This is a genomic window from Pseudomonas sp. Z4-20 (assembly GCF_051131955.1).
Classification (GTDB): Bacteria; Pseudomonadota; Gammaproteobacteria; order Pseudomonadales; family Pseudomonadaceae; genus Aquipseudomonas; species Aquipseudomonas marvdashtae.
In genome coordinates this window covers 3,260,949-3,277,754 of the sequence record NZ_CP071641.1, presented here as the reverse complement: position 1 = coordinate 3,277,754, position 16,806 = coordinate 3,260,949, and the positions used below count along the sequence as shown (strand labels likewise).

The 16,806-nt window shown below is 61.4% G+C and carries 15 protein-coding genes and 1 pseudogene; 5 read left to right on the top strand and 11 right to left on the bottom strand.

Annotation, left to right across the window (positions count from 1 at the left end):
• Window positions 1-34 precede the first annotated feature (34 nt).
• Window positions 35-2,635: a bifunctional aconitate hydratase 2/2-methylisocitrate dehydratase gene (gene acnB, locus J3P82_RS14765; RefSeq protein ID WP_434563839.1), complete on the bottom strand. Its 2,601-nt coding sequence runs from the start codon at window positions 2,633-2,635 to the stop codon at window positions 35-37.
• 408 nt (window positions 2,636-3,043) lie between these two features.
• On the opposite strand from acnB, the gene J3P82_RS14760 reads away from it, so the two are divergent.
• The gene (locus J3P82_RS14760; protein WP_434557500.1) at window positions 3,044-3,514 is read left to right on the top strand and encodes a DUF1289 domain-containing protein; all 471 of its coding nucleotides are present in this window, start codon (window positions 3,044-3,046) and stop codon (window positions 3,512-3,514) included.
• Window positions 3,515-3,711: 197 nt separating this feature from the next.
• Here the strand turns inward: J3P82_RS14760 and J3P82_RS14755 are convergent, their stop codons facing one another.
• Complete coding sequence (locus J3P82_RS14755; RefSeq protein WP_434557499.1) at window positions 3,712-4,575, bottom strand: universal stress protein; 864 nt, start codon at window positions 4,573-4,575, stop codon at window positions 3,712-3,714.
• A gap of 160 nt (window positions 4,576-4,735) precedes the next feature.
• Here J3P82_RS14755 and J3P82_RS14750 point away from each other — a divergent pair, with 160 nt between their 5' ends.
• On the top strand, window positions 4,736-5,338 hold the full coding sequence (locus J3P82_RS14750; RefSeq protein WP_434557498.1) for a tRNA-(ms[2]io[6]A)-hydroxylase: 603 nt from the start codon (window positions 4,736-4,738) through the stop codon (window positions 5,336-5,338).
• On the opposite strand, the gene J3P82_RS14745 is transcribed toward J3P82_RS14750, so the two are convergent.
• Genes J3P82_RS14745 through J3P82_RS14735 form a run of 3 tightly spaced genes read right to left on the bottom strand, consistent with a single transcriptional unit; the run spans window position 5,335 to window position 7,594 of the window.
• Window positions 5,335-5,823, bottom strand: coding sequence for a GFA family protein (locus J3P82_RS14745; RefSeq protein WP_434557497.1), 489 nt, complete (start codon window positions 5,821-5,823; stop codon window positions 5,335-5,337). The genes J3P82_RS14750 and J3P82_RS14745 overlap by 4 nt on opposite strands.
• Window positions 5,824-5,870: 47 nt before the next feature.
• Window positions 5,871-6,488 (bottom strand): DNA-3-methyladenine glycosylase family protein, encoded by a 618-nt coding sequence (locus J3P82_RS14740; protein WP_434557496.1) that lies wholly within the window; start codon window positions 6,486-6,488, stop codon window positions 5,871-5,873.
• A 23-nt stretch (window positions 6,489-6,511) separates the two neighbouring features.
• The gene (locus tag J3P82_RS14735) at window positions 6,512-7,594 is read right to left on the bottom strand and encodes a bifunctional transcriptional activator/DNA repair enzyme AdaA (protein ID WP_434557495.1); all 1,083 of its coding nucleotides are present in this window, start codon (window positions 7,592-7,594) and stop codon (window positions 6,512-6,514) included.
• A 150-nt stretch (window positions 7,595-7,744) separates the two neighbouring features.
• On the opposite strand from J3P82_RS14735, the gene J3P82_RS14730 reads away from it, so the two are divergent.
• On the top strand, window positions 7,745-8,233 hold the full coding sequence (locus J3P82_RS14730) for a hypothetical protein (protein ID WP_434557494.1): 489 nt from the start codon (window positions 7,745-7,747) through the stop codon (window positions 8,231-8,233).
• Window positions 8,234-8,311: 78 nt separating this feature from the next.
• Here J3P82_RS14730 and J3P82_RS14725 read toward each other — a convergent pair whose 3' ends face one another.
• Window positions 8,312-9,766: a TrkH family potassium uptake protein gene (locus tag J3P82_RS14725; protein WP_434557493.1), complete on the bottom strand. Its 1,455-nt coding sequence runs from the start codon at window positions 9,764-9,766 to the stop codon at window positions 8,312-8,314.
• A 174-nt stretch (window positions 9,767-9,940) separates the two neighbouring features.
• On the opposite strand from J3P82_RS14725, the gene J3P82_RS14720 reads away from it, so the two are divergent.
• Window positions 9,941-10,528, top strand: coding sequence for a LysE family translocator (locus tag J3P82_RS14720; RefSeq protein ID WP_434557492.1), 588 nt, complete (start codon window positions 9,941-9,943; stop codon window positions 10,526-10,528).
• Between the two features lie 49 nt (window positions 10,529-10,577).
• Here J3P82_RS14720 and J3P82_RS14715 read toward each other — a convergent pair whose 3' ends face one another.
• On the bottom strand, window positions 10,578-11,402 hold the full coding sequence (locus tag J3P82_RS14715; protein ID WP_434557491.1) for an AraC family transcriptional regulator: 825 nt from the start codon (window positions 11,400-11,402) through the stop codon (window positions 10,578-10,580).
• A gap of 187 nt (window positions 11,403-11,589) precedes the next feature.
• Between J3P82_RS14715 and J3P82_RS14710 the strand changes: the two are divergent.
• Window positions 11,590-12,207, top strand: a pseudogene (locus J3P82_RS14710) (GGDEF domain-containing protein); the annotation flags it as partial.
• 76 nt (window positions 12,208-12,283) lie between these two features.
• Here the strand turns inward: J3P82_RS14710 and fabI are convergent.
• Genes fabI through J3P82_RS14690 form a run of 4 tightly spaced genes read right to left on the bottom strand, consistent with a single transcriptional unit; the run spans window position 12,284 to window position 16,804 of the window.
• Window positions 12,284-13,078 (bottom strand): enoyl-ACP reductase FabI, encoded by a 795-nt coding sequence (gene fabI / locus J3P82_RS14705; protein ID WP_150802880.1) that lies wholly within the window; start codon window positions 13,076-13,078, stop codon window positions 12,284-12,286.
• Window positions 13,079-13,097: 19 nt separating this feature from the next.
• On the bottom strand, window positions 13,098-14,708 hold the full coding sequence (locus J3P82_RS14700; protein WP_434557490.1) for an ABC transporter ATP-binding protein: 1,611 nt from the start codon (window positions 14,706-14,708) through the stop codon (window positions 13,098-13,100).
• A gap of 1 nt (window position 14,709) precedes the next feature.
• Window positions 14,710-15,729: an ABC transporter permease gene (locus J3P82_RS14695; RefSeq protein WP_186614950.1), complete on the bottom strand. Its 1,020-nt coding sequence runs from the start codon at window positions 15,727-15,729 to the stop codon at window positions 14,710-14,712.
• A gap of 1 nt (window position 15,730) precedes the next feature.
• Window positions 15,731-16,804, bottom strand: coding sequence for a microcin C ABC transporter permease YejB (locus tag J3P82_RS14690; RefSeq protein ID WP_434557489.1), 1,074 nt, complete (start codon window positions 16,802-16,804; stop codon window positions 15,731-15,733).
• Window positions 16,805-16,806: the final 2 nt, after the last annotated feature.

The following is a 16,806-nucleotide window of genomic DNA, read 5'->3' as shown; positions in this document are numbered from 1 at the left end:
AGAAGGGCGGCGTTTTTTGTCGGGCGTCTAAGCGTTAGGCTTGAACGACCGGGATGTTGGCATTGGCAGCCGCTTCACGGAACTCGGCGATCTGGTCGAAGCTCAGGTAGCGGTACACGTCCGCTGCCATGCTGTCGATCTTGCCGGCGTATTCCATGTACTCCTCGACGGTCGGCAGGCGACCCAGGATGGACGCCACCGATGCCAGCTCGGCCGAAGCCAGGTAGACATTCGCGCCGTCGCCCAGACGGTTCGGGAAGTTACGGGTCGACGTCGATACCACGGTGGAGTTCGGTTCAACGCGCGCCTGGTTACCCATGCACAGCGAGCAGCCTGGCATTTCCATGCGTGCGCCGGCCTTGCCGTAGATGCCGTAGTAGCCTTCTTCGGTGAGCTGGTGAGCGTCCATCTTGGTCGGCGGCGACAGCCACAGACGGGTTGGCAGCTGACCCTTGACCTGCTCCAGCAGTTTACCGGCCGCGCGGAAGTGACCGATGTTGGTCATGCACGAACCGATGAACACCTCGTCGATCTTCTCGCCAGCAACGCTGGACAGCAGACGGGCGTCGTCCGGATCGTTCGGCGCGCAGAGCACAGGCTCCTTGACGTCGGCCAGGTCGATCTCGATGATCTCGGCGTATTCGGCGTCCTTGTCGGCTTCCAGCAGCTCGGGGTTGGCCAGCCAGGCTTCCATCGCCTGGGCACGACGTTCCAGGGTGCGAGGATCGCCGTAGCCTTCGCCGATCATCCAGCGCAGCAGGGTGATGTTCGACTGCAGGTACTCGGCAATCGATTCCTTGGACAGCTTGATGGTGCAACCGGCGGCCGAACGCTCTGCCGAGGCGTCGGACAGCTCGAAGGCTTGTTCGACGGTCAGGGTCTCCAGGCCTTCGATTTCCAGGATGCGGCCGGAGAAGGCGTTTTTCTTGCCTTTCTTCTCGACGGTCAGCAGGCCTTTCTGGATGGCGTAGTAAGGGATGGCATGGACCAGGTCACGCAGGGTGACGCCCGGTTGCAGCTTGCCCTTGAAACGAACCAGGATCGACTCGGGCATGTCCAGCGGCATGACGCCGGTGGCGGCGGCGAAGGCCACCAGGCCGGAACCGGCCGGGAACGAAATGCCAATCGGGAAACGGGTGTGGGAGTCGCCACCGGTGCCGACGGTGTCCGGCAGCAGCATGCGGTTCAGCCAGCTGTGGATGATGCCGTCGCCAGGACGCAGGGACACGCCGCCGCGGGTCATGATGAAGTCAGGCAGGGTGTGGTGGGTGGTCACGTCGATCGGCTTCGGATAAGCCGCGGTGTGGCAGAAGGACTGCATCACCAGATCGGTCGAGAAGCCCAGGCACGCCAGGTCCTTGAGTTCGTCACGGGTCATCGGGCCAGTGGTGTCCTGGGAACCGACGGTGGTCATCTTCGGTTCGCAGTAGGTGCCCGGGCGAACGCCGGTCACGCCGCAAGCCTTGCCGACCATCTTCTGCGCCAGGGTGAAGCCCTTGGTGCTTTCGGCCGGTGCTTCAGGCTTCTTGAACAGGTCCGACGGTGGCAGGCCCAGCTCGGTGCGTGCTTTTTCGGTCAGGCCACGGCCAATGATCAGCGGGATACGGCCGCCAGCGCGGACTTCGTCCAACAGGACCGGGGTCTTCATTTCGAAGGTGGTCAGGACTTCATCGGTACCGTGCTTGCAGACTTTGCCAGCATGCGGGTACAGGTCGATCACGTCGCCCATGTGCATGTTGGACACATCGAATTCGATCGGCAGGGCGCCGGCGTCTTCCATGGTGTTGTAGAAAATCGGCGCGATCTTGCTGCCGAAGCAGAAACCGCCGGCACGCTTGTTCGGGACGTACGGAACGTCATCGCCAAAGAACCAGAGCACCGAGTTGGTCGCCGATTTACGCGACGAACCGGTACCGACCACGTCACCGACGTAGGCAATCGGGAAGCCTTGGCCACGCATCTCTTCGATCTGCTTCATCGGGCCGGTCTTGCCTTGCTCGTCCGGGACGATGCCGTCACGGGCCATTTTCAGCATGGCCAGGGCGTGCAGCGGGATGTCCGGGCGGGACCAGGCATCCGGGGCAGGGGACAGGTCGTCGGTGTTGGTTTCGCCAGTCACCTTGAACACGCGCAGGCTGATCTTGTCGGCCAGCACCGGGCGATTCTTGAACCACTCGCCATCGGCCCAGGATTGCAGCACGGCCTTGGCGTGAACGTTGCCGTTCTTGGCTTTTTCCGCGACGTCGTGGAACGCATCGAACATCAGCAGGGTGTGCTTGAGTTCCTTGGCAGCGACCGGCGCCAGCTCGGCGTTGTCCAGCAGCTCGACCAGGGTGACGATGTTGTAGCCGCCCTGCATGGTGCCGAGCAGTTCGACCGCGCGCTTCTTGTCAATCAGAGGGGACTGGGCTTCGCCCTTGGCCAGTGCGGAGAGGAAACCGGCCTTGACGTAGGCGGCTTCGTCAACGCCAGGCGGAACGCGATTGGTGATCAGGTCAACGAGGAAAGCTTCTTCGCCAGCCGGGGGATTCTTCAGCAGCTCGACCAGGCCTGCGGTTTGTTCGGCGTTAAGCGGCTGGGGAACGATACCCAGTGCTGCGCGCTCTTCGATATGTTTGCGGTAGGCTTCAAGCACAGTTATTACCCTCATCAGTGGTCCCAAATGGGTGTCCGGGACGCTCATCCAGAAACTCACGGCACTCATGCGCGTCAGGGGGCCTTTTGGGCCTCCACGCCAGAGTTGCCGGAGTTCCTCACAGAAGCTGCTTTCAAAGTTTTACGCCTGCAGAACGGGAGCTGATGAGGGTTGGCGTTGGGCTTTCCCCGCTGGAAAGACCCTTCGCCAACACCGCTCTGAAGGAACGACTGTGCTCGTGACGCTTTGAAAACAGCTTCTAACGGACATTGGCGCCTTAAAAGGCTGGCTGATTCTACGTGAAAAAAATATTAAAGGTAAGTTGGCCATGAAGTTTGAAGGGGTGATCAATCTTAGACAAAGGGCTAACATGCCGGCCTGTCCTGTTTTTTTGCGTGTGCGTTACCTATGCCCAACCAGCTCATCAAGACCCCCTGCGTCGGCCTCTGTTCCACTGTCTACGGTGACTTGGTCTGCCGTGGTTGCAAGCGGTTCCACCACGAAGTGATTCACTGGAACGGCTACAACGAGGAGCAAAAGCGCGCGGTGTGGATGCGGCTGGAGCAGCTGTTGGTGCAGGTGATGGTGGCCAAGCTGGAGGTGTTCGACCCGGGCCTGCTGCGCCAGCAACTGGAATCGCGCAAGATCCGCTTCGTGCCCCACCAGTCGGAATATTGCTGGGCCTATCAGTTGATCGCCCGGGGCGCGCGGGTGATCAACAACCTGGAGGCGTACGGCATGGTGCTGATGCCGGAATTTCGCGATTGGGAGCTGCCGGACCTGCGCGATGCCATTGATCGGGAATTTTTCCTGCTGTCCGAAGCCCATTACCAGCGCTATATCGCGCCGGGGTTCCTGAAGGATGCGATCGGCGGCTGACAGGCCTTCATATGTGGCAAGTTACTTTTAGTTTTTGGACCAGGTAGCTCTTGTGGCGAGGGAGCTTGCTCCCGCTGGGTTGCGAAGCGACCCTCGCTCTTGATCCTGATAATTGCTAAACCTGGAAAATCCAGGCGTCTGCTGCGCAGCCGAGCGGGAGCAAGCTCCCTCGCCACAACAGCCTTATCGTCCGCGCCTCATTCCTTGACCGCCAGCTCCACCAGGTGATCCTCGACTTCCTGCGGCTTGAGCACCAGCACATCGCTTTCCAGGGTATCGAGCACGGCTTCGGCGGTGTTGCCGATCAGCACCCCTGACAAACCCGAGCGGGCCACGGTGCCGATCACCGTGACCGCCGCCTGGAGCTTGTGGGCCATGAAGGGGATCAGCACGTCCGCCGGGCCTTCCATGATATGCAGGTGTTGGTCATCGATATCGAATTCGGCCTGGAACGCCCGGCATTGCTCACGGTAGCGGGCCGCGATGGTTTGCTTGAGCTGGAAGGTCGGGTCGGCGGACGAGAGCATCGGCGACGGGTGGGCGCTGATGACATGCAGGTGCGCCTTGGCGAGGAGGGCGATGTCATAGCCATGGTCGATGATCGTCGAGTGCAGGTGGCGATGCTCGTCATCGGCATTGCCCACGTCGACGGCGGCCAGGATGACCCTGTCCTTCCAGGAGCCCGTAGTCTTGACCAGCAGCACCGGGGTTGGGCAATGGCGCAGCAGTTTCCAGTCGGCCGGGGTCAGCAGGGCTTTTTTCAAGGGGCTGTCAGGGAAATGCTGCTTGATGACCAAGCCACAACCTTCGGCCTGCTGCACATCGATGATGGTTTCGTAGAGACTCTCGTTCCAGGCCTGCTCGGTGGTCACGCTGTAGCCGTCCGCCACCAAGGCCGCCTTCAACACGCCGAGCATGCCGGCGTGATCGTGCCGTTTGTCGCACACCAGCAGGTGCAGGTGCGCCTGGGTCACACCGGCGATCAGTTTGGCGCGCTTAAGTGCCAGGCTTTCCGAATGTTCAGGTTCGATGACCACCAGGATGCTGCGAATGGCTTGCATGATCGGCGTCTCCAGCAATAAAAAGGCACTGCGTCGCTCAACTATAGTTGCTATGGACGGCCCGTCGACTTGATGCATATCAACAGCGGTGGCTGGTGGTCTGGGGGCAGGCCGGTATAATCGGCGCCCTTCGCTCGACTACCTTCTTGCCGTGAGCCCCATGATCCTTCCTGAAATCCACGAATTCCTCGGCTGCCGCACCCCCGATGCCTGGGTCCAGGCCGCGCTGGCCGACCAGGAAACGTTGCTGATCGACCACAAGAACTGCGAGTTCAAGGCCGCCAGCACCGCCCTGAGCCTGATAGCCAAGTACCATTCCCATGTCGACCTGATCAACATGATGTCGCGCCTGGCCCGGGAAGAACTGGTGCATCACGAGCAAGTCATGCGCCTGATGAAAAAGCGCAAGGTCGCGCTGCGCCAGCTCTCCGCCGGACGCTATGCCTCGGGTTTGCGCAAGGTGGTGCGCAGCCACGAGCCGGTGAAACTGGTGGACACGCTGGTGGTCGGCGCCTTCATCGAAGCCCGCAGTTGCGAGCGTTTCGAGGCCTTGGTGCCGCATCTGGATGAGGAACTCGGCAAGTTCTATTTCGGCCTGCTGAAAAGCGAAGCCAGGCACTTCCAGGGTTACTTGAAACTGGCCTACCAATACGGTGACGCCAAGGACATTGCCCAGGTCATCGACCGAGTCCGTGCCGCCGAGCGCGAGTTGATCGAGTCGGCGGACGTGGAGTTTCGGTTCCACAGCGGCGTGCCAGCCTAACGGGTCAAACCCAGGCGCTCATGCCATTGGGCGATCGATTCCTCTGGATACACCTCCAATTGCTGGTCGCCCGGGCGCGCCTCGACTTCTACCCACGGCGCCTTGGAACCGAGCATCAGATGGGTGTGTTCCGGCGGCACAGGCAGCGGTGTATCGATGGCCGAGGCAAAAGGATGGATCAACTCCGGCCATTGCGGGCTGAATAGCCACAATCCCGAGCCGCACAGCGAGCAGAAATGCCGCTCGGCGCTGCTGCGGTGGGACCGTTTGGCGCCTTCGTCCTTGAGGCGCGCATGGTAGATCGTTATGTGCTTGCGACCTTGCACCTTCAGGCTTTTCGCGTCGCCTCCCAGGTTGATCGCATAACCGCCGCCGCCCTGGGTCTTGCGGCAAATCGAGCAGTAGCAGCGCTGGTAGGGGTAGGGGTGAACGCAGTCCAGGCTGAACGTTACGGCGCCGCAGTGGCAGGATCCTTCGAGCTGCATGGTAGCCTCCGGTACGAATTGCAAATGTCCCGGGACAGCTTAGACGGTCAGCGGGTTGGCACCCGCCACAAGTACCACGCCGCGACCGTTCGATACGGGCTCCAGGCCTGGCTAATGTCGATCATCTGCCTGCGATTCGGTTGAGCGTCCAAACCCTTGAGCCGCCGGTAACCGTCGCGAACTCCAAAGTCATCCGCCGGCAGGATATCGGGCCGCTCCAGGCTGTAGATCAGCAGCATCTCCACGGTCCAGCGGCCGACACCGCGCAAGGTGACCAGGCGTTCGATCAGCGCTTCATCGTCCATGGCCAGGGCAGTGGCGTAATCCGGCACGATCCCGTCCAGCGTCGCCTGGGCGATGCCTTGGATGGTCGCGATCTTATTGGCGGAAAAGCCGCAGCTGCGCATCTGCGTCACGTCGGTTGCCAGTATTTGTTCGGGGCGGGGAAATCTCCCTTGGGGAAATAGCGCCAAAAGCCGACCAAGGATCGCGTCCCCGGCTTTGGCGTGCAGCTGCTGATAGGCAATCGCCCGCACCAGCGCCTCATACGGGTCGCGCGCCGGCTTGGATTGCAGCAGGCAGGGGCCGGTCGCCTCGACATGGCGTCGCCAGTCTTCGTCGAGGCTTGCCAGGAATGCCGTCGCTTGGTGATAGGGCACAGTCATCAGATCTCTGTCCGGGGCATCGATCAAAACGCCAGCGGCAGCGAAACCTGCACCGCGGCTTTCTCCAGCCGCAACAAAAACGCCTTGCGCGGCTGACCTCCACCGTAGCCGGTCAACGAGCCATCCGCACCGATCACCCGGTGGCAGGGGATGATGATCGCCAGTCGGTTCTGCCCATTGGCTAAACCCACGGCGCGGCTGGCCCCAGGGCTGCCGAGGGCGGCGGCGATGGCACCGTAGCTGCGGGTTTCGCCGTAGGGGATTTTCTGCAACTCGGCCCAAACCCGCGCCGCGAAAGCGCTGCCGGGCATGTGCAGCGGGACGGTGAAGCAGGTGAGCTTCCCGGCGAAATAGTCGGCCAGTTCGCGGTCGATCTGGTGCAGATGTGCGTTGTGCCCCGGCGCGACCGTATAGCCGTAGCGATGCCGCAATTCTTCCAGCTCCTTGGTCAAGGCCGGGCGGTCGAGGAACTCCAACAACACCAGGCCACGACGCTCGGCCATGGCCAGCATGGGCCCCAGCGGCGTGGTCAGGCGGGTGAACAGCAAGGGCTCGCTGAGGCCGGCGCGGCCCGGCGTGATGTGGAAGGACTTGACGAAAGCGTCACGAAAGCCGCTCAGCGATTCGTAGCCGGAATCGAACGCCGCGTTGTCAATCGAGGCACCCTCCTTGATACCGCCCAGGGCGATGCCCAAGCGCCGGGTGCGCAGGTAGGCGTGGAAGGTCATGCCGAAATGCTGCTTGAACCAGCGGCGCAGTTTCAGCGGTTCGATGCCTCGTTCCTGTAGCAGGGCATCGGTCCAGCGCAGGTCGGGCTGGGCATCCACGGCCTGGAGCAGCGCCTGGACCCAGTCGGGGGCGATCGCGGCGGCGTCCAACGGCTTGCAGCGCAGGCAGGCGCGGTAACCGGCGGACATGGCTTCGTCGGCATGGGCGAAGAATTCCACGTTCTCCGGTTTCGGCTTGCGGGCCGTGCAACTGGGGCGGCAGAAAATACCGGTGGTCTTGACCGCCGTGAAAAACACCCCTTCGTAGGCGGTGTCTCGTTCGAGCATGGCGCGGACCATTTCGGCGTGCGGCGGGAGCAGGGGGCTATGTGCGTTCATGGGCTCAAGCATAGGATTGTGACGGCGCAGCCTCCACCGGAAAATCGACAGTGAATTTTTATTACGTCACGTTGGTCGGGCGGTAGCGAACAAAAATGGAACCTTCGAGTCTTAAAGGTTCAAGCGCTGTTTTTGTCTTTCGGAGACATCATGTCCAAACATAAGAAAACCCTCATTGCCGTTGCTGTGTGTGCCCTGGCGTTCGGTGCCTCGGCCCTGCTGCCCGCCGACCTGTCGCCCATCGGTTCGAGCTATGCCGCCGGCGGTGGCAATGGTGGGGGTGGCGGCAACGGTGGCGGTAACGGCGGTGGCAATGCCGGTGGCCACGGTGGTGGTGTCGGCGGTGGCATCGGCGGTGGACAAGCCAATGGCAAGTCCAGTGACTCCAGCGGTCACGGCAAGGGACTGGCGAGTGATCACAGCGGTACTCGCACTCGCGATCATGGCTTGAGCGGCAAGCACACCGGTACCACTCGAACGGACCGAACCAGCAAGGCTTCCGCGACCTCGTCCATTGCTAAGGATCGCGATACCCGAGGCTTGAGCAAAGCGTCGGCGATTTCCACGGCTACCCCCGGCACCCACAACACCAAGGGCCTGACCAACGCGACCCGTTCGTCGATCAAGAACGATCGCTGATCGCTAAAAAATCAGCCGCGATACCTGTTTCAAGGTCTCGCGGCTTTTTTCGCCTGCCAAACATGTCTTGTCGAAGCGTCAATATTTCCAGAACACCGGCGTGAACAATACCGACACCGTCAGGATCTCCAATCGCCCCAGCAGCATGCCGATGGTCAGCAGCCATTTTGCCGCGTCCGGCAACGTCGAAAAATTGCCCGCCGGGCCAATGATGTTGCCCAAGCCGGGGCCAACGTTGCACACAGCGGTGGCAGCGCCGGTCAAGGCTGTCGTCCAGTCCAGGCCGATCAGCGCCAGGCCCAGGGCGATGGCCCCGATCGTGATGGTAAAGAAGAACGAGAACGTCAGCAGGGAGCGAACGATTTCCTCGTCGATGGGATGATTGTTGTATTTTTTTCGGATCACCGCCCGGGGGTGGATCAGCTGTTTCAAACTGGCCATCAGCAAGGCCCCAGCGACTTGAAAGCGAAAGATCTTCAGTCCTCCGGCAGTGGAACCCGAACAGCCTCCGACGAACGTCAAGTAAAAGAACAGCAACAGGGCGAAGCTGCCCCACAGGGTGTAATCGCCCAGCGCCACGCCGGTGGTCGTGACGACGGAGGTGACGTTGACCGCCACGATGCGGACCGCGTCCCACCAGCCATGCTCACTGTTCAGGCTCAGCCACGTGCCGACCACGAGCCAGGTAATGACCAGGAATCCGACGAACCCCCTGACTTGCTGATCCTTGAGCAACGCGTTCGTGTTGCCCCGCAGCGTCGCGACATACAGCGTAAAGGGCAGCGATCCTGCCATCATCACGACGACTGATACCCAATGAATGGAGGGTTGAGGCCAATGTGCCAGGGAGGCATCGGATGTGGAGAAACCGCCGGTGGAAATCAGCGACATTGCATGGTTTATCGCCTCGAACGGGGTCATGCCGGCAAGCCACAGCGCGAGTGTCGCGAGGGCCGTCAACCCGACATAAATCCACAAGATGTAGTGGGCCGCGACGTGAGAGCGCGGCGTGACCTTTTCCGACCAGTCCGATGATTCGGTCTGGAACAGTCGCATGCCGCCGACCCGCAGCAGCGGCAGGATCGCCACCGCCATGCCGATGAAGCCGATCCCGCCGAGCCAGTGCAGCATCGAGCGCCAGATCAGCAGGCCGGGGGATGCCGTGTCCAGGCCAGTCAGGATGGTCGAGCCGGTGGTCGTGATGCCCGACATCGTTTCGAAAAACGCATCGGTGTAGCTGATGTGCTGGATGAACACCATTGGCAATGCGGCGAAGGCGCAAACCACGACCCAGCTGGCGGTGGTCAGCAGGTACATTTCCCTGGGGCGCATCTGGGCCTGTTCCGGTCTGCCTCGGGCAACCAACGCAACCCCAGAGACGAATGTAATCAGGCTCGACCAGAGGAACGCCGACAGGTCATCGTTGCGGTCGTAGTAGATCAGCGTCAACAGCGGGATCACCATGCTGACCGCCAGGGTAATCAAGAAAATACCGAGGATGAAACCGACGAGACGCAGTACCGCAATGGACATGGGAAACGCCTGATTCGAAGAGTGGCACAGTATCGATTTGGTCCCTCGTTCGCCGCGTAAAATTTGCGTAAAAAAACAGCGATGAGGTTCGAAGACAAGGCAGTTTTCTTCAATACCCGTCCGGCACCGTACTTTAGCCTGGCAGCCTTCCCACTCAAATGAAGTAGGTATGCGATGAGCCTTGTTTTTTCCATGGCCGCCTTTGCCCTGGTCGCCTCCATCACGCCCGGCCCCGTCAACATTGTCGCCCTCAGCTCCGGGGCGCGATATGGCTTTCGGGCCACGTTGCGCCATGTGGCCGGCGCTACCCTCGGGTTTGTCCTGTTGTTGGTCCTGATGGGCCTCGGGTTGCACGAGGTGTTACAGCGCTGGCCGGGCCTGACCCGGGTGGTGCAACTGGCCGGCGTAGCGTTCCTGTTGTTCATGGCCTGGAAACTGGCGATCGACAATGGTGAGCTGGGCGAGCGGGACGAGGGCCGCGCGCCGACGATGTTCTACGGCGCGCTGATGCAATGGCTCAATCCTAAGGCCTGGTTGGCCTGTGTGGCAGGAATGGGGGCGTTCGTGGCTGACAGCGAGGCGCTTCTGGTTTGGCAGTTCGCGGCTATCTACCTGGTGATCTGCTACGTCTCGGTGGGTTGCTGGGCCTATGCCGGGAGTTTCTTGCGTACCTGGTTGGGCAATCCGGCGACCATGCGCCTGTTCAACCGGGCGATGGCGGCATTGCTGGTCGCCAGTGCGGTGTATCTGCTATTGCCGTGAGCTTGCATCCACGCTCTGGTGGCGGGAATGCTGTGGTGGCGAGGGAGCATCAGCCGCGGTATTGGCCGGGCGTGGCCGCCAGGTGTTGCTTGAAGGCCCGCTGGAAATGCGCCTGGTCGGCGAACCCGCTGCCCAGCGCCACGTCGGCGATCAACTTGCCTTCGCGCAATTGACGGCGGGCGAACTGGATTCGGCGGTTGATCAGGAAGGCGTGGGGCGTCATGCCATAGTGACGCTTGAAAGCCCGGCTCAGATAGGACGGCGAAAGCTGGGCGAAGGCGCAGATGTCCTCGAGCTTGAGCGCTTCGGTGCAGTGATCATGGATAAATTGCGCTGCCCGCATCAGCGCCGGATGGCTGCCCCGGTCCGGGCGCCCGGCCGGGTTGAGACGATGCTGCAGGTCGGTGAAAAACGCTTCGGCGGCGGCTTGCTTGTCGCGGGTATCGGACTGTTCATCCACCAACCGCTCATAAAGGCTGCACAGCCCCGAGAAAAGCGCGGCATCACGGCTGTGGGTGGTGTCGAACGCCTGGAAATCCAGCGAGGGGTCGAAGCCAATGCGACGTTGCAAATCCCGCAGCCAATGGGTGTCGACATACAACATCAGGTAGGACCAAGGCTGATCGTCGATCGGATTGCAGGCGTGAACGTCGCCTGGGTTCATCAGCACCACCGTCCCGCTGCGCACCTGGAACCGCGATTGCTCGTGCAAGTAGGTGCTGCGTCCGGCCGTGATCGCGCCGATGGAGAAATGATCATGGGAGTGACGCGAATAGCAGACCTTGCGCCCATCGGCGATGGCCCGCGCCTCGATGAAGGGCAGGGCCGCGTCGCGCCAGAAACGGGGGGCGGCGTCATGTTGGGCAGGCTTCATCGTCCGTGTCCTGTGTGATGGGCTGTGCCTGATTGTATTAGCCTGCGCCGCAAAATGCTGTTCGAGTTCGCTACGGCAGTGGACTAGACTGCAGTGAGTCTCGTCAATGGAGCTCACGATGTTCGGACCACGCAAACCGGACAATGAAGCCGTCCGCCTCAAGCAGGTCACGGACAGGCCCGGTACTCTCTACTATGCCGGGCATCCATTGGGGCTGGAGGATGGGAGCAAGTGCCTGCTGGACACTAAGCCGCGAAAGCTCAACGACGACGAACGCGAAATGCTGCGCGACCTGGCAAGCATGGCCGAGCAGGAAATGATTGCCGTGCAGATGGCGAGCATGGATGAAATGACGCTGTTGTCCAACCGGCGAGGCTTCAAGACGCTGGCCCAGCATGCGCTGAGTGTGTGTGATCGGCTGTCGCGTCCGGCCACCTTGCTGTTCTTCGATCTCATTGACTTCAAGCCGATCAACGACCGCTTCGGCCATGCCGAGGGTGACAGCGCCCTGAAAACCTTTGCCGACGTGCTGCGTATCGCCTTTCGCGAAAGCGATGTCATCGGTCGCCTGGGCGGCGATGAGTTCGTCGCCTTGCTCACCGGCGCTTCCCATGTCGAGACCGCGGCGATCATGGCACGGCTCGGGGAGATCCTGGATGAGCGCAACGCGACCTTGCAGCGCGGCTATGACATTCGCTTCAGCGTCGGCCAGATCGAATACGACCCCAAGCGGCACGCATCGATCGACAGTCTGTTGGCGGATGCGGATGCGGCGATGTATGCGCAGAAGCAGGGACGGCACTGAGAAGGGATTCACGGAAGACAAAAAAACGCCGCTTGGCCTTTCCAGGGCAAGCGGCGTTTTTGTTGCAACGTGAAGATTACTCTTCGAGGTTGCCCATGGCGGTGGTGTTGAAGCCGCCGTCCACGTACATGATTTCACCGCTGATGCCCGACGCCAGGTCCGAGCACAGGAAGGCGCCGGCGTTGCCGACTTCGTCGATGGTGACGTTGCGACGCAGCGGGGTTTGCGCTTCGTTGGCGGCCAGCATCTTGCGGAAGTTCTTGATGCCGGACGCGGCGAGGGTGCGGATCGGGCCAGCCGATACGCAGTTGACGCGGGTGCCGTCCGGGCCCAGGGACCCGGCCAGGTAGCGTACGCCGGCTTCCAGGGAAGCCTTGGCCATGCCCATGACGTTGTAGTTCGGCATGGTGCGCTCGGCGCCCAGGTACGACAGGGTCAGCAGGCTGCCGTTGCGGCCTTTCATCATCTCGCGACCGGCCTTGGCCAGGGCGACGAAGCTGTAGGCGCTGATGTCGTGGGCAATACGGAAGCCTTCACGGGTGGTGGCTTCGGTGAAGTCGCCGTCGAGCTGGTCGCCCGGGGCGAAGCCCACGGAGTGCACGATGCAGTCCAGGCCGTCCCACTTCTTGCTCAGGGCTTCGAAGACCTTGGCGATTTCTTCATCGCTGGCCACGTCGCACGGGAAGCACAGCTCAGGGCTCGAACCCCAGCCTTGCGCGAACTCTTCGACACGACCCTTGAGTTTGTCGTTCTGATAAGTGAAGGCAAGCTCAGCGCCCTCGCGATGCATGGCGGCGGCGATGCCGGATGCGATGGACAGCTTGCTGGCGACACCGACGATCAGTACGCGCTTACCGGCGAGAAAACCCATGTGTTGCTCCTCTTTCAGGTTATTCGGCAGTTGTTGGGGCCAGGAAAGCGGCCTCCAGCAACTGCTGTGTATAGGGGTGCTGCGGCGCGGCGAATATGCTGCGGGCATCACCTTGTTCGACCACTTGGCCATGCTTGACCACCATCAGCTGGTGGCTCAGCGCTTTGACGACAGCCAGATCATGGCTGATAAACAGGTACGTCAGGTTGTACTTGGTTTGCAACGACCGCAACAGCTCCACCACTTGGCGTTGCACGGTGCGGTCCAGGGCCGACGTTGGTTCGTCCAGCAAAATCAACGCCGGCTTGAGCACCAGGGCCCGGGCGATGGCGATACGCTGCCGTTGCCCTCCGGAAAATTCATGGGGGTAGCGGTTCCGGGTTTCCGGGTCCAGGCCTACCTCCTTCAATGCCGCGATTATCGCTTGTTCCTGTTCGGCTTCGGTGCCGATCTTGTGGATCCGCAAGCCTTCGCCGACGATCTGGCTCACACACATCCGCGGGCTCAGGCTGCCGAACGGGTCCTGAAACACCACTTGCATCTCCCGGCGCAACGGCCGGACCTGTTGTTGCGTCAGGCTGTCGAGCTGCTTGCCTTCGAAGCGAATCCCGCCCTGGCTGCCGATCAACCGCAAGATCGCCAGCCCCAGCGTGGATTTACCCGAACCACTCTCGCCGACGATGCCCAGGGTCTGGCCCTGGGGCAGGCTGAAGCGGATCCCGTCCACGGCCTTGATGTAATCCACCGTGCGCTTGAACAGGCCTTTCTTGATCGGAAACCAGACTTTCAGGTCCTCGACCTGTAACAACGGCGGGCCGACGACGTTGGTCGCCGGTTCGCCGCTGGGCTCGGCAGCCAGCAGTTCCCGAGTGTACGGATGTTGCGGCGCGCGGAACAACTGCGCGCACGATGCCTGTTCGACGATGCAACCGCGCTGCATGACACATACGCGATGCGCAATTCTTCGCACCAGGTTCAAATCGTGGCTGATCAGCAGCAACGACATGCCCAAGCGCGCCTGCAACTCCTTGAGCAGTTCGAGGATTTTCAGCTGGACGGTGACATCCAGCGCGGTGGTCGGTTCGTCGGCGATCAGCAGCTCCGGCTCATTGGCCAAGGCCATGGCGATCATCACCCGCTGGCGCTGGCCGCCCGACAGCTCATGGGGCAGGGCCTTGAGGCGCTTGTGCGGTTCAGGGATGCCGACCAGTTCCAGCAGTTCGAGGCTACGACGGGTCGCGACCTTGCCGGTCAGGCCCTTGTGGATGCCGAGCACCTCGTTGATCTGTTTTTCAATGCAGTGCAAGGGATTGAGCGAGGTCATCGGCTCCTGGAAGATCATCGCGATCCGGTTGCCGCGGATATGGCGAATGGTTTTTTCCTTCAGGCCCAGCAGATTCTGGCCGGCGTACTGGATGGTCCCGGTCGGGTGGTGGGCCAGCGGGTAGGGCAGCAAGCGCAGGATCGAATGCGCCGTCACGGATTTGCCCGAGCCACTTTCGCCTACCAGGGCGAGGGTTTCGCCACGCTTGATGTCGAAGCTGACGCCCTCCACCACGCGCTGGCGGCGCTCACCGACGATGAACTCCACTGCGAGGTCGCGCACTTCGATCAGATTGTCCTGGTTCATTTCACTTCCTCGGATCGAAGGCATCGCGAGCGGACTCGCCGATGAACACCAACAGGCTCAGCATGATCGCCAGTACGGCGAACGCGCTGATACCCAGCCACGGCGCCTGCAGGTTTGATTTGCCCTGGGCCACCAACTCGCCCAGGGACGGCGCACCGGCCGGCAGGCCGAAACCGAGGAAGTCCAGGGCGGTAAGGGTGCCGATGGCACCGGTGAGGATGAACGGCATGAAGGTCATGGTCGAGACCATGGCATTGGGCAGGATGTGGCGGAACATGATCGCGCCGTTCTGCATGCCCAGCGCCCGCGCCGCGCGCACGTATTCGAGATTGCGCCCGCGCAGGAACTCGGCGCGCACCACGTCCACCAGGCTCATCCAGGAAAACAGCAACATGATGCCCAGCAACCACCAGAAGTTCGGCTGGACGAAACTGGCGAGGATGATCAGTAGGTACAGCACCGGCAGCCCGGACCAGATTTCCAGGAAGCGCTGGCCGGCCAGGTCCACCCAGCCGCCATAGAAGCCCTGCAGGGCGCCGGCGATCACGCCGATGATCGAGCTGAGCACCGTCAGCGTCAGCGCGAACAACACCGAAATGCGAAAGCCATAGATCACCCGCGCCATGACATCGCGGCCCTGGTCATCGGTGCCGAGCCAATTCACCGAGGAGGGCGGCGCGGGGGCCGGGACCTTCAGATCGTAATTGATGCTCTGGTAGCTGAACGGAATAGGCGCCCACAGCACCCAGGCGTTTTTGGCCGCGAGCAGTTCGCGGATGTACGGGCTCTTATAGTTGGCTTCCAGGGGGAATTCGCCACCGAAGGTAGTTTCCGGGTAGCGCTTGAGGGCCGGGAAATACCAGCCGTCGTCGTAATGCACCACCAGCGGCTTGTCGTTGGCGATCAGTTCGGCGCCCAGGCTCAGCCCGAACAGGATCAGGAACAGCCACAGCGACCACCAGCCACGCTTGTTGGCCTTGAACAGTTCGAAGCGCCGGCGATTGAGAGGGGACAGGTTCATCTCAATGCTCCCGGCTTTCGAAGTCGATGCGCGGATCGACGAAGGTGTAGGTCAAGTCACCGATCAGTTTCACCACCAGACCCAGCAAGGTGAAGATGAAAAGGGTGCCGAACACCACCGGATAATCGCGGTTGATGGCGGCTTCGAAGCTCATGAGCCCGAGGCCGTCGAGGGAAAAGATCACCTCCACCAGCAACGAACCGGTGAAGAAGATCCCGATAAACGCCGACGGGAAACCGGCGATCACCAGCAGCATGGCGTTGCGAAATACATGGCCATACAGCACGCGGTTGCGCGTCAGGCCCTTGGCTTTCGCGGTGACCACGTACTGCTTGTTGATTTCATCGAGGAAGCTGTTCTTGGTCAATAAGGTCATGGTGGCGAAGTTGCCGATCACCAGCGCTGTTACGGGCAAGGCCAGGTGCCAGAAATAGTCGAGGATCTTGCCGCCCATGCTCAATTCGTCGAAGTTGTTGGAGGTCAGCCCGCGTAACGGAAACCAGTCGAAATAACTGCCGCCGGCGAACACCACGATCAACAGGATGGCGAAGAGGAACGAGGGAATCGCGTAGCCGACGATGATTGCCGAACTGGTCCATACATCGAAATGACTGCCGTGCCGCGTCGCCTTGGCGATCCCCAGCGGGATCGACACCAGGTACATGATCAGCGTGCTCCATAACCCGAGGGAGATGGACACCGGCATCTTTTCCTTGATCAGGTCGATAACCTTGGCGTCGCGGAAGAAACTGTCGCCGAAATCCAGGCGGGCGTAGTTCTTGATCATGATCCACAGGCGTTCGGGGGGCGACTTGTCGAAGCCGTACATGCGCTCGATTTCCTTGACCAGCGCGGGGTCCAGGCCTTGGGCGCCACGGTAGGCGGAGCCGGCCACCGATACTTCGGCACCGCCACCGGCGATGCGGCTGGTGGCGCCTTCGAAGCCTTCGAGCTTGGCGATCATCTGCTCCACCGGGCCCCCGGGCGCCGCCTGGATAATCACGAAATTGATCAGCAAGATGCCGAACAGGGTCGGGATGATGAGCAACAGTCGCCGAAAAATATAAGCCAGCATGT